This is a genomic window from Bradyrhizobium sp. JR4.3 (assembly GCF_040547695.1).
GTDB lineage: Bacteria > Pseudomonadota > Alphaproteobacteria > Rhizobiales > Xanthobacteraceae > Bradyrhizobium > Bradyrhizobium canariense.
Genome location: NZ_JBEPQF010000004.1, coordinates 197879 through 210159, shown reverse-complemented (window position 1 = coordinate 210159; position 12281 = coordinate 197879). Strand labels below are relative to the sequence as shown.

General features: G+C 64.3%; 10 protein-coding genes. 3 read left to right on the top strand and 7 right to left on the bottom strand.

Annotation, left to right across the window (positions count from 1 at the left end; translation table 11 throughout):
* From ABIB91_RS09590 to ABIB91_RS09565, 6 genes are all read right to left on the bottom strand, one after another.
* Window positions 1–1272: an efflux RND transporter periplasmic adaptor subunit gene (locus ABIB91_RS09590; protein WP_354160316.1), complete on the bottom strand. Its 1272-nt coding sequence runs from the start codon at window positions 1270–1272 to the stop codon at window positions 1–3.
* Window positions 1269–4451, bottom strand: coding sequence for an efflux RND transporter permease subunit (locus ABIB91_RS09585; protein ID WP_354160314.1), 3183 nt, complete (start codon window positions 4449–4451; stop codon window positions 1269–1271). Before ABIB91_RS09585 ends, ABIB91_RS09590 begins: the two co-directional genes overlap by 4 nt.
* Window positions 4452–4530: 79 nt before the next feature.
* Window positions 4531–5454, bottom strand: coding sequence for an RNA polymerase sigma factor RpoH (gene rpoH / locus ABIB91_RS09580; RefSeq protein WP_354160312.1), 924 nt, complete (start codon window positions 5452–5454; stop codon window positions 4531–4533).
* A gap of 60 nt (window positions 5455–5514) precedes the next feature.
* Complete coding sequence (locus ABIB91_RS09575; RefSeq protein ID WP_354160310.1) at window positions 5515–6939, bottom strand: sensor histidine kinase; 1425 nt, start codon at window positions 6937–6939, stop codon at window positions 5515–5517.
* Window positions 6940–6948: 9 nt separating this feature from the next.
* Entirely contained in the window at window positions 6949–7629 is a 681-nt protein-coding gene (locus ABIB91_RS09570) for a response regulator transcription factor (protein ID WP_035993491.1), read from the bottom strand.
* A 71-nt stretch (window positions 7630–7700) separates the two neighbouring features.
* Window positions 7701–7886: a hypothetical protein gene (locus ABIB91_RS09565; protein WP_354160308.1), complete on the bottom strand. Its 186-nt coding sequence runs from the start codon at window positions 7884–7886 to the stop codon at window positions 7701–7703.
* Between the two features lie 233 nt (window positions 7887–8119).
* Here ABIB91_RS09565 and ABIB91_RS09560 point away from each other — a divergent pair, with 233 nt between their 5' ends.
* Window positions 8120–8368, top strand: a complete 249-nt coding sequence (locus ABIB91_RS09560) for a hypothetical protein (RefSeq protein WP_007596106.1) — start codon at window positions 8120–8122, stop codon at window positions 8366–8368.
* Between the two features lie 302 nt (window positions 8369–8670).
* On the top strand, window positions 8671–9060 hold the full coding sequence (locus ABIB91_RS09555) for a hypothetical protein (RefSeq protein WP_354160306.1): 390 nt from the start codon (window positions 8671–8673) through the stop codon (window positions 9058–9060).
* A 1085-nt stretch (window positions 9061–10145) separates the two neighbouring features.
* Here ABIB91_RS09555 and ABIB91_RS09550 read toward each other — a convergent pair.
* Complete coding sequence (locus ABIB91_RS09550) at window positions 10146–11171, bottom strand: aldo/keto reductase (protein ID WP_354160304.1); 1026 nt, start codon at window positions 11169–11171, stop codon at window positions 10146–10148.
* Window positions 11172–11372: 201 nt separating this feature from the next.
* On the opposite strand from ABIB91_RS09550, the gene ABIB91_RS09545 reads away from it, so the two are divergent.
* Complete coding sequence (locus ABIB91_RS09545) at window positions 11373–12272, top strand: SMP-30/gluconolactonase/LRE family protein (RefSeq protein WP_354160302.1); 900 nt, start codon at window positions 11373–11375, stop codon at window positions 12270–12272.
* Window positions 12273–12281 lie beyond the last annotated feature (9 nt).

Genomic DNA, 12281 nt, shown 5'->3' with positions numbered 1-12281 from the left:
CTAGCTCGTCTCAAGCTTGCGAACGGTGACCTTGCTGCCTTCTGCCAGCGTGACCGCAGGATTGAGCACGACCTGATCGCCGGGCTGCACGCCGTCGCGGACTTCCACCGTGGTGCCGAAATCCCTGGAGATCGAGACCTGCTGTAAGTGGACCGTGCCGTTCCGCACGACCGCGACGTGGAGGCCATTCTGATCGAAGACGAGCGCGTCGGACGGGATCGTCATTGATGGCGTCCTGCGCGGTATCGATAATTCGACGGTGCAATAGATGCCGGGACTGAGCAGACCATCTGGATTGGGCACGTCGATCTCGGTCAGCAGCGTTCGGCTCCCCGGCTGCAGCGCGGTTGCGATCCGCGTGACCTTGCCCGCAAACGTCCGCCCCGGAATCTCGGGAACGCGGATGTCCGCATCGACGCCCGGGGCAACTCCGAAAGCCTCGTCCTGCGGTACGAAGACCTGAGTTCGGACCACATCGGAATGCATCATCGTGAACATGAAGGTGGAGCCGGCTTGCACCAAGCTGCCATTGTCCACGTTCCGCTGCGTGACCACGCCATCGAACGGCGCCACCACACGCTGGTAGGACTTCTCTTGCTGGAGAACGCGAATCTGCGCCTCCTGCGCCGTGATGTTCGACTGGGCGACGCCCACAGCCCCCTGCTGCGCGCGCAGGGTGAGACGGTCGTTGTCGCCCTGCTGTGCCGTTAACCAGCCTTGCTTGACAAGATTGCTGTCGCGCGAGTTGGTGACGTCGGCCAGCTCCCGGCTGGCTTGCGCCTGCTGAAGCGCAGCCTGGTCCTGGGCGAGCGTCGCCTGCGCCTGCGCGATCTGCTGATCCAGCTCGGGAGCGGTGATTTCCGCGAGGAGATCGCCCTTCTTCACGCGATCGCCGATATCGACGTGGCGCTTCTCGATGTAGCCGCTGGTCCGCGCGAAGATGTTGGCCGCCTCGAATGCAGTCGTCGTCGCTGGCAGGCTGACCTTCATGATGTCGCCGCTGGGCTTGACCGTCGCCACCCGAATTTCCGGAATGTTGGTCCGAACCTGTTCGGCCACGGCGGCCACCTGACGCGCAACCTCGTAGTGCCGCCAGCCGCCGATGCCGAGACCGCCCGCAAGCAGCAGGAGCAGGCCTCCGCCCAGCAGCGCCCCACCATAAGGGCGTCCGGATCGTGCGCCCTTGCTCGGCAGCTCCACAACCCGGAGGTTTTCCGCCTCGGGGCGATCTCTCGCACCGTCGTCATCGGTTCTTGCGCGAACGTCGCTCATTCCGGTTGCTCCTCAAATACGCCGTGCCGAGGCTTGCCATCGTTGCTCTTGCGCAGCATGGCGAAGAGATACGGCACGATCAGCAGGGTGGTCGGGGTTGCGAACAGCAGCCCGCCGATGACTGCCCGCGCGAGCGCCGCGTTCTGCTCCTCGCCCGGACCGCCGATCGCCATCGGGATCATGCCCACGATCATCGCGGCCGCGGTCATCAGGACGGGCCGGATCCTCGTACGGCCTGCGCTCAGCGCCGCCTGGAACGCGGAATGCCCCTTCAACTGCTCGTCACGCGCGAAGGTCACGAGCAGGATGGAATTTGCCGAGGCAACGCCGATCGCCATGATGGCTCCCATCAGCGATGGCACGTTCAGCGTCGTCCCGGTAATGAACAGCATCGTCACGATGCCGCAAAATGTCGCCGGCAGCGCCAGGATGACGACGAAGGGATCGCCAAAATTCTGATAGTTCACGACCATCAGCAGGTAGACCAGGATAGCGGCGAACAGCAGTCCCATCCCGAGATCGCGGAACGACTGATGCATGCTCTGGATCTGTCCCAGAACCTGGATCGAATTGCCTGGCTGGAGCTGCTTCTGCAGGGCTGACGTCACCTTCTCGATATCGGCCGCTACGCTGCCGAGATCGCGGCCCTGGACACTCGCATAGACGTCGAACACCGGCTGGACATTGGCCTGGTTCGAATTGGTGGGAACGGTCCCCCGCTTGAACGTCGCGACATTGCTGAGCGAGCCCGGCACCGTCTGACCGCTTGCGGCAGCCGAGGCCGACACTGGCGTGTTGCCCAAAGCGTTCAGCGAATCAGCCCTGTATTCGGGTGTCTGCACCGCAAGGTAATAGGGGATGCCTGACGTCGGGTCCGTCCAGAAATTCGGCGAGACCTGCGCGGACGAGCTGAGGCTGACATTGATATTGGTCGCCACCGTGCTCGCATTGAGGCCGAGCTGTGCGGCGCGGGTGCGGTCGATGTCGGCGTAGAACGCGGGAGCATCGACCTCCTGCTGCAGATGCGCATCGACCACGCCGGGGATCGCCGCGAGGCTCTTCTGCAGCTCCTTGGCCACGGCCAGATTGTTGCTGCCGTAACCGACCGTGCGGACATCGATCTGCGCGGGAAGCCCGAAGTTCAGGATCTGCGTGACGATATCGGCCGCCTGGAAATAAAAGGTGTCCTCCGGGAACGCCGCTGGCAGCACCTGCCGCAACTTCCTGACGTAATCCGCCGTCGGCTTGTGCCCATCCTTCAGCGATACCAGAATGGTGCCGTCATTCACTCCGATCGTCGAGCCGTCGGTGAATGCGAGATTGTAGGCCCGCGCCGGAAGACCGATATTGTCGACGATCAACGCCCGGTCGCCTTCCGGAATGACCTCGCGGACCTTGTCCTCGACCGCCTGGAAGATCGCTTCCGTGCGCTCGATCCGCGTACCCGCTGGCGCGCGAACATGGAGCTGGATCTGGCCGCCGTCGATGACGGGATAAAAATCCCTGCCGACATAGGCGAACATGGTGGCTCCGAGCGCCAGCACAAGCACGGCGACGACGGGCACGACGGCACGACGCCGCAACAACTTTTGCAGGAGATCGGAATAGCCCTCGCGCAGGTGCTCGAACCCGCGCTCGAACGCAGCGGAGGCGCGCGCAAAGATGCCTGACGGGCGCGCGCTCTCGCCATGACGCCGTTCGCCCTTCAGCAGCAGGCCGATGGTGATCGGCGTGAGCGTTCGCGACAGCCCGTAGGACGCCAACATCGCGAACACCACCGCCAGGCCGAGCGGCGTGAAGAGGTATTTGGCCGGGCCCTCCAGGAACACGACCGAGGTGAACACGCAACTGATCGCGAGCGTCGAGACCAGCGTCGGGATGGCGATTTCAGCGGCTCCGTGCAGGGTCGCCTCGGGCAACGGCATGCCTTCCTCGGTCCAGAGCCGGTGCGTGTTCTCGATCGTCACCGTCGAATCGTCGACGAGGATACCGACCGCGAGGGCGAGCCCGCCGAGCGTCATCGTGTTGAGGGTCTCGCCGAGGAAATACAGCACGATCAGCGAAGACAGCATCGCCAGCGGGATCGAGATCAGGACGACCAGCGTCGACCGCCACGATCCCAGAAACACCAAGATCATCAGCGCGGTCAGGCCGGCGGCGATCGCACCTTCGCGCAGCACGCCATTAACCGAATGGGTCACGAATATCGACTGGTCGAACAGCTCGTTGATCTTCAGCCCCGCCGGAGCCGCCGCGCGGATAGACGTCAACGCCGCCTTGACGCCGTTGACGACAGCGAGCGTGGAGGCATTTCCGTTCTTGATGATGCTGAGCAGGACGGCGCGGTGGCCGTCCTCGCGCACGATGTTCTGCTGGACCTGGGCCCCGTCGCGGACCTGGGCGACGTCCTTCAGGAAGATCGTGGCCCCGTTCACGAACTTGACGGGGATCATGTTGAGATCCTGGATCGTGGCCGGCGTCGCATTGGTTCGAACGGTGTACTGGGTATCGCCGATCTTGGTCGTGCCGGTCGGCAGCGTCAGGTTCTGGGTGTTCACCGCATTGACGATGTCGAGCGGCGTCAATCCGCGCGACAGGAGCTTGTTCGGATCGATGTCGACCATGATCTGGCGGTATTTGCCGCCGGCAGGCGTGGGCAGGGTCACGCCCGGAACGGGAGCCAGCTGCTGGCGGACGCGGTAAATGCCGAAATCGTAGAGCTGCTGCTCGTTCAGGCTGTTCGACTGGAGACTGAGCTGGAGCACCGGCACGCTCGAGGCATTGAACTGCACGATGATCGGCGGCTGGATCCCCGGCGGCATCAGGGCGCGGATGGCATTGGTCCCCGAGACGATCTGCGAGATCGCGAGATCGAGATTGACGTCCGGCTGGAAGTAGATTTTCTGAATCGAGAGGCCGTTGAGGGTCTGCGCTTCGATATTCTTGATGCCGCTGACATTGGCGCTGATCGAATACTGGCTATAGGTGCTGACGCGCTGCTCCATCTCCGGCGTCGAGAGGCCCGTGTAACTCCAGATCACCGTGACCACGGGGATCCGGATCTCCGGGAAAATATCCGTCGGCATCGAGCGGATCGCGATGCCGCCGAGGAACAGGATCAGCGCGGCAAGCACATAGAATGTGTGCGGAAGCCGTAACGCGAAGCGAACAATTCCCATGGTGGTCTGCCTGGAGGGAGTTACGCGGGATCGTCGGACAGGTGAGAACGGCCGGACCTGCGTTCAAATGAAAACGAATTCAGACGCTGCATGCGGTGCCCCGCTGCGCATCCTGCACGGCAAGCATCACCGCGCGCTTGACCTTGGCAAAGGCGCGCATCTCGATCTGCCTGACACGTTCGCTGGATATGGACAGTTCGTGGGCCAGCCGATCGAGCGTGACGGGGCATTCCGTCAGCCGCCGCGCCTCGAAGACGCGGCGTTCCCGCGCCGCAAGCCCGCTGAGCGCAACACGCAAGGCGCTGGCACGCCGCTCGGTCTGCTCGTGATCGACCAGCACCGTCTCGGCGTCGACCGCCCCGTCGACGAGCAACGCTTCCAGCTCTGTTCCGCTGTCCTCGCCACCGACGCGCGCGTTCAGCGACATGTCGCCGTGCAGCCGCGCGTCCATCTCGATCACCTCACGCGCGGTGACCTCGAGCTTCCCGGCGATCAGTTCGGCAACGTCAGGCGTGAGCCCCGACATCGCGCTGCCGGTGGCTTTCCTGATCTCGCCGCGGAGCTTGAAAAACAGCTTCTTCTGCGCGGCCGTCGTGCCGATCTTGACGAGGGACCAGGACCGCAGGATGTATTCGTGAATGGCGGCCTTGATCCACCAGACCGCGTAGGTGGAGAAGCGCGCGCCGCGGCCGGGTTCGAAGCGTGACGCTGCGATCACGAGGCCCAGATTAGCCTCGGCAATCAGATCGACCATCGGAAGGCCGTATCCCTTGTAGCCTCGCGCCAGCCTGGCCGCGAGCCGGAGATGGCTGGTGACGAGCGCGTCCGCCGCGCTTCGGTCCCGCGTCTGCTGCCAGCGGCGTGCAAGCTGCTGCTCCTGACCGGGCTCGAGGAAGTCGTAGCGCCCGATGGCCGCGGAATACGCGCTGAGGAACGGCACCGACACCGGTGCGACCGGCGTCGCAGGGGGATTGATCCTCGTCACTTCGTGGCTAGTCTGCATCTGTCGCTCCCGCACTCCAGGCCGGCTGATCAATCTCGAAAGCATCGTGGACCATGTGGCTCATCCCATCTGGTCTGCGTCTGCGCGCAGCAATGTCCGCGACCGGCGCGTGGCGGCCTTGCCCATCCGTCCGGTCCAGGCAAGGATCTCGATCCGTCCACCAGGGGCGGGACCGACGATCAGCCGAAAGTCGTGCAGCTTGACGATGGCGGCGACCAGGCTCAGTCCGAGGCCGACGCCCGGCGTATGGCGCATCTTGTCGGAGCGATAGAACCGCCGCAGCACCGCCTCGCGTTCCTGCTCGCTGATGCCGGGCCCGGTATCGCTGACGCGCACCAGCGCAGTGTCGTCGTCCGCTTCCAGGGCGAGCTCGACCCGACCGCCTGACGGCGTGAACTTGACGGCATTGTCGACGAGATTGGCGACCGCCTCGAACAGCAGGTCCCGGTCGCCCCACACAAGCACATCGCGCTCGATGACGACACCGAGCCCCACACGCTTGTCTTCGGCGATGGGTTCGTAGACGTCGCACACCTCCCGCAGAATCTCGTCCAGCGCGACCTCGCCAAAGCCCGCCATGCGGCGGTTGTTCTCGATTTCGGTCAGGCGCAGCAGGGCGGTGACGATCGCGAGCGACTGGTCGATGCCGGCAATGGCCTTGTCGATGGTCTCTTGCAGCTCCTCCAGCGTGGCCGCATGGGAGCGCCCGCGCTCCAGCGCCAGGCGGACGCGCGTGAGCGGCGTCCTGAGATCATGGGCGATGTCGTTGCCGACGCCGGCGAGCGCATTGATCATCGCCTCCATCTCGTCGAGCATGCCGTTGACGATCCCGGCCAGCCGCGCGAACGGATCGTCCGTCCCGTCCTGCGGAAGCCGCTCGCGCAGCTCGCCGGCCACGATGCGCTGGACCCGCTGGTTCACTTCCTCTACGCGCCTCTGGGCGCGGAGGCTGAGCCAGGCACCGGCCAGCAGGCAGAGGCTGAAGGCCGGCAGCAGGCCCAGGGCCAGCGCCTGCCCCACCACGCTCGAGATCTCGCGTGTCTCATCGACATTCCGTCCGACCACCAGGACATCGCCGCCGTCGAGGCGCTTGCCGATCACCCTGACGACGGGATAGTGCACGGCCGTCGACTTGATGAGATCGAGGCGCACACCCTGCACCGCTCCGTCGAGCCCGAGCTCGCGCGGCACGCGGTCGATATTGCCGGCAAGGCGGGTGCCCGCGGCATCGAACAGTCCCGCGTATTGCACGCCCCTGGAATCCTGATCGAGATGATCCGCGATCGCGCTGATGCGATGGGCCGGCGACAGGTCTGAGATGAAGTGAATCTGGGTGGTAATCATGCGATCGGATCGCGCGACCAGATAATTGTCGAGCTTCCAGTAGATGAATGCGAACAGGCCGACGACGAACAGCGCGAAGCCGGCCGCCATGGCCAGGGCCGAAAGGAATGTGCTGGAGCGGATCAGCTGGATCTGACGCATCGCCGGCCCCTATTGCCGCGAACGCAGGACGAAGCCGGAGCCTCGGACGTTATGGATGAGCGGCACCTCTCCGGGGCCGTCGACCTTGTGACGGAGCCGGCCCATATGCACGTCGATCAGGTTCGTGGTTGCCGGAACAAACTTGTAGTTCCAGACCTCCTCCAGCAGCATCGCACGCGTCAGCACCTGGTCGTTCCGGCGCATCATGTATTCGAGCAGGCGGAATTCGCGCGGCAGCAGCTCGAGCCGGCGTTCGCCGCGCCGCGCGGTCCGCTCGATCAGATCGAGCTCGAGCGGTCCGACATGCAGGATGGTTTCGCGGCTGTCGATCGGACGGCGCAGCAACGCCTCTATCCGCGCGACCAGCTCGATGATCGCGAACGGTTTTGTGAGGTAATCATCTCCGCCCATTCGCAATCCGCGCACCCGGTCGTCCACCGCGCCGAGCGCACTCAGGACGAGAACGGGCGTCCTGACCTGGTCGTTGCGAAGTGCCTCGATGACGGTCAGCCCATCCATTCCCGGCAGCATGCGATCGACGATCATGGCATCGGGGCTCGACACGCGCGCGCGGTCGAGGCCATCGACTCCGTCGGCGGACCAATGCACCTCGAACCCGCGGTCGGCAAGCTCGGCGACAATTGCCTCGGCGGTCTCGGCGTCGTCCTCGATCAGGAGAATCCGGTTCATGACCCTCGCTCCACGTTCCACGCGGCGTCTCGGCGCGCGGTAGGGGCGCGTGGGCTCGGCGACGCGCTGGGTCATGTGCGATGCCCGTGCTCGTCGAACGCGCGGCCCTGATGTCGCCTGTTGCCGGCCACTCGCTGCGGTACGGGATAGGCTTGCGGCGCATGGGGCGCCATTGAATTGCAGTTCATGATGCAGGCTGCGCGTCGCGCCAGCAGCGCCAGTGCAAGGGCAATGCGTGTTGCCAATGTCGTGATCATCTTGTGGGCTCCGCTCCGAACTGCGCTGCATCGAACATATGAGCTCGACGCGCTCGCAGTCGTCCGGGGGACAACGGATGTTATGGATTCGCACGATCGTGGTTGCGACGTCACATCGGCTCACGGGCCGTTGAATTGCGGTGAGCAACTCGTGCATTTGAATCGGGCCCGATCGCGCACACCTCGACGACCAGCCGGCTTGGTCGGCCTGATGTCATCAAAGGAGAGAGCGAATGACCACGTCCAAACTGTTGTCGATGGGACTGATTGCGGCCGCCATGCTCGGCGGCCCCGCCATGGCGCGCGAGCATCACCGCCTCGTGCGGCAGCCCGCGATGGAGGCCGACACGGTCGCAACGAGCGCGCCGGTCTATCAGGGCGAACGTGGCTGCGTGCCGGCGCCGCGCGTCGGCGCCTTCGCCACCGCGCCGTGGACCGGCAACAACGTGCCTTGCGAGCCCGGCACCGGCAGCTTCTTCTGATCGCGCCAACGCATCCGGCCGGGTGACTTCGCCGGCCGGACGCGTATCGAATGACAGGGAGCGGACTGATCTCGTCGGCCCGCTCCTTTGCGTGCGTCGCGGCTACGCGCGGCGCGATCACCTTCGTGCGCGGCGAGCCCGATGTCTGACCCCAATGTCTGACGTCGAATTCAGTTGGATTGCCGCGCAGCGCTCCTACCTCTCCAGCGTCACACACCCGGCCATCAAGCAGCCTCGCGCGTACCGCGCGGCGCGGAAGCGGGCTTCAGGGATGGCCGGGCTCAACACGAGAGGAGTTTTCCATGAAACGAGTGATCATGATTCTGGCAACAGCGGCGCTCGCCTCGACGCTCGCCATCGGCACGGCCGACGCGCACGGCGGTGGTGGTGGTGGTGGTGGCGGCGGCCACGGCGGATTTGGCGGTGGCGGATTCGGCGGCGGACATGCGGGCTTTGGCGGCGGCGCGCATTTCGGCGGCATGGGGCACGAGGGCGGCTTCGGCGGCGGCACCCGGTTCGGCGGCGAGCACCTAGGCTTCGGCGATCATGCCGCAACCCGCGGCTTCGGCCAGCACGCGTTTCACCGCGACGGCCGCTTCCGCGCCGGATATGGATTCTACGGCGCCGGTCCGGATTGCTATGATTGGTACGAGCTGCATCCCGGCCAGCCATTGCCGCTGAGCTGCAGCTAGCCAGTCGCGCACTTTTAGCAGCGCTGGTAGGATGGGTAGAGCGAAGCGAAACCCATCATGTTTCATCCGCGCGGAAGCATGATGGGTTTCGCAAGTGCTCTACCCATCCTACGGCCTAACAGGCACAGCTTCGCATCCTCGCGGCGCATTTCGCCCGAGCTTTGCTTCGTCATTCCACCCTCTTGTCCAAGAGGGTGCAGGGAAGGCCGGGTGCCGGCTGGCACCCGCGGTCCGCTGCGCGAAGATGGTGCGCAAAAGAACCGCACAGCAGCATACAGGTGTAGCCAATCACTCGGCCTTCCCTGCGCAGTGGTTGGACGGCTTATGCCGTGCTCTCCCGGGAGCCGAGTTCGTTCTGGCCTCTCTCACCCCAGCGAAATTCACCGACACCACGCCGGTTGACGCAGATGCCGCATTCGCCAGGGCTTGACCGTAGCAACGACGGCCAGGACCACACGGTTTTGCCGTACGCACGGCCCGCCATTTCGCCGCAGTTTTTCCAGCCCTGTCGACGGAGCCGGAAACTTACAGACGAGACGAAGCCTAGCAGCGCCGCTCGTCGGAACGAAGCCTTGGGCTCACGGAGAGCAATCCGCCCTGCCCTTGGCCACTCGCACCCGAACGCTGCCGCGTCCACCGCAAGCCCGGCTCGCGAACATGACGACCACAAGATCGCCCCTCAAGGATGAGCCGGGATGGACGACACATACGCTAATTCCGAATTTCGGTAAAGTGGAATATTTTTGTGGGGAGGGGTTGACGGGGTGGCGGGTGTTTTGCCCGACGGGTTGTCCTCCCATAGGTCAAAGCCGCACATGCGAAGCTCGGGGAAATCGTAGCGGGAGACCGCTACGGTGCCAAACCCACTACTGTGGAGGCGCTGTTCGCTTACCGGAGGGCAGCTTAACCCCCGACCTCGTGCCTTGATAGCCCGCCAGAAGCCGCCGTTCTTACGCGGTCCACGCACGCCCGCGCATCGATGCAAAAACTCACGATTCCGACCGTATCATTCGGATCACCTCTCCCCCGCGGAGAGAGGTGATCCGAGTCCTCGCCTTGTACCGATTCAAGCGCGTTCATCCGGTCTAGCTCGGAACAGGGGCTTCCGATTCCAGCAGGGACGCGGCCTTGAGATCGCTCCAGAGCGCGGCTGGCACTGTGGTGGTCAGCGCTGCCACGTTGCGCTCGACCTCCTGCGCATTATGCGCCCCGAGGACCACGCTCGCGACTGCGGGATGACCGAGCGCAAAATGTAGAGCGGCCGTCGGCAGCGCTACGTCATGAGCTGCGCAGATACGCTGGATTTCGGCAACCTTCGAAAGGATCTGCGGCGGTGCGTCCTGATAATTGTACTTGGCGCCCTTGGTGGCGCCCGTCGCCAGAATCCCCGAATTGAACACGCCGCCGAGCAGCACCGCGATGCCCTGCTTCAGCGCCAGCGGCATGAACTCTTCGAGTGCTGGCTGCTCCAGCAGCGAATAGCGCCCCGCGAGCAGCATCACCTCGAAGGATCCGGCCTGCGCAAAGCGCACGCACATCTCGGCCTCGTTGACGCCGATCCCGATGCCCGCGACCACACCTTCGGAACGAAGCTTGTCGAGCGCTACATAGGCGCCGGACATCGCTTCGCGAAACCGGTCCTCGATCGCGTCCTTGCCGTGGGTCCACACATCGACATCATGGATTAGCAGCAGGTCGATCCGGTCGGTGCCAAGCCGCAACAGCGATTGCTCGACCGAGCGCATGGTGCCGTCGTAGGAATAGTCGACGACGGCCCGGTGCGGCTGTCCGCCAACAAATCCGGACCGAGTCTCCGGCTGGTGAAACGGATCCATCCAGCGACCCGTCTTGGTGCAAAGCACCACATCCTTGCGGGGCACGCGCCGGAGCGCCGTTCCGCAGCGATGCTCCGACAGGCCGTTGCCATAGTGCGGTGATGTATCGAGCAGATTGATGCCGAGCTCGAAGGCGCGGCTCGCGGCGGCTATCGCAGTGTGGTCGTCGAGCTCGAGAAAGAGATCGCCGAGCGGTGCGGTTCCGAACCCGAGGATGGAGACTTCGAGACCGGTCCGGCCAAGTGTGCGGCGCGGCAAAGCTGATTGCGAAATCATGGTGGATTGCTCTTCCTTCTTCGCGCCTTGATCGCGCGCTCGTCTCATTGCAGCGACGCGCAGCGTATGTATTTGCGGTCGGGTGTCAACGCGAGGATTGCGGGTCTCGTACAAGACTATTCCGCTCCTACATTCGGATTGCTAAGAAAAGCGGAACCGGCACGCGGGCACTTCACGACCTGCGGCAACGAAGGAGGAACGATGCTCCCCTATGTCACGCACGATCCACGCTTTGCCCGCTTGGTCTTTGGTCATGCCAATCTCGAAAAACTCACCAGCGGCTGCCGCTGGGCCGAAGGACCCGCTTACTTTCCGGCCGGCCGCTATTTGATCTGGTCCGACATTCCGAACAACCGGATGATGCGCTTCGACGAGACGGATTCATCGGTATCGGTGTTCCGCTCGCCGAGCTTCAACTCGAACGGCAACACGACCGATCGCGAGGGGCGGCTGGTCACTTGCGAGCACTTCATGCGCCGCGTCACCCGGACCGAGCATGACGGCTCCATCACGGTGCTTGCCGAGCAGTTCGAAGGGCGTCGGCTGAACTCGCCCAACGATGTCGTGGTGAAATCGGACGGCTCGATCTGGTTCTCGGATCCGACCTACGGCATCGACAGCGATTACGAGGGCCGGCAGACCAAATCCGAGATTGGCGCCTCCAACGTGTACCGGATCGGTCCAGCGGGCGGCGAGATCAGCCTGGTCGTCTCTGACCGCGTGCAGCCGAACGGGCTGGCGTTCTCGCCAGACGAGAAGCTGCTTTATGTCGCCGATACCGGCGCGACCCACGTCGACGGGCTGCCCGCGACGATCTGGTCCTACAAGGTGCAGGGAGACAAGGTCGCTGAGCCCTCGCTGTTTTCCGCCTGCCCCGACGGGCTCTATGACGGATTTCGCTGCGACATCCATGGCAACATCTGGACGTCGGCGGGACGGAGCGTGTTCTGCTACGGGACCGACGGGACGCATATCGGCACGATCCCGATCGGTGAGATCGTGGCGAATGTCTGTTTCGGCGGTCCACGGCGCAACCGCCTGTACATTTGCGGACAGACCTCGTTGTATTCGATCTTCCTCAATACGCGCGCCGCCGTGTAAGCTTAGGCC

Coding starts and splice junctions, on each gene's coding strand:
- ABIB91_RS09590 (WP_354160316.1), bottom strand. CDS start 1,272: ATGAGCGACGTTCGCGCAAGAACCGATGACGACGGTGCGAGAGATCGC.
- ABIB91_RS09545 (WP_354160302.1), top strand. CDS start 11,373: ATGCTCCCCTATGTCACGCACGATCCACGCTTTGCCCGCTTGGTCTTT.
- rpoH (WP_354160312.1), bottom strand. CDS start 5,454: ATGCAGACTAGCCACGAAGTGACGAGGATCAATCCCCCTGCGACGCCG.
- ABIB91_RS09560 (WP_007596106.1), top strand. CDS start 8,120: ATGACCACGTCCAAACTGTTGTCGATGGGACTGATTGCGGCCGCCATG.
- ABIB91_RS09585 (WP_354160314.1), bottom strand. CDS start 4,451: ATGGGAATTGTTCGCTTCGCGTTACGGCTTCCGCACACATTCTATGTG.
- ABIB91_RS09555 (WP_354160306.1), top strand. CDS start 8,671: ATGAAACGAGTGATCATGATTCTGGCAACAGCGGCGCTCGCCTCGACG.
- ABIB91_RS09570 (WP_035993491.1), bottom strand. CDS start 7,629: ATGAACCGGATTCTCCTGATCGAGGACGACGCCGAGACCGCCGAGGCA.
- ABIB91_RS09565 (WP_354160308.1), bottom strand. CDS start 7,886: ATGATCACGACATTGGCAACACGCATTGCCCTTGCACTGGCGCTGCTG.
- ABIB91_RS09550 (WP_354160304.1), bottom strand. CDS start 11,171: ATGATTTCGCAATCAGCTTTGCCGCGCCGCACACTTGGCCGGACCGGT.
- ABIB91_RS09575 (WP_354160310.1), bottom strand. CDS start 6,939: ATGCGTCAGATCCAGCTGATCCGCTCCAGCACATTCCTTTCGGCCCTG.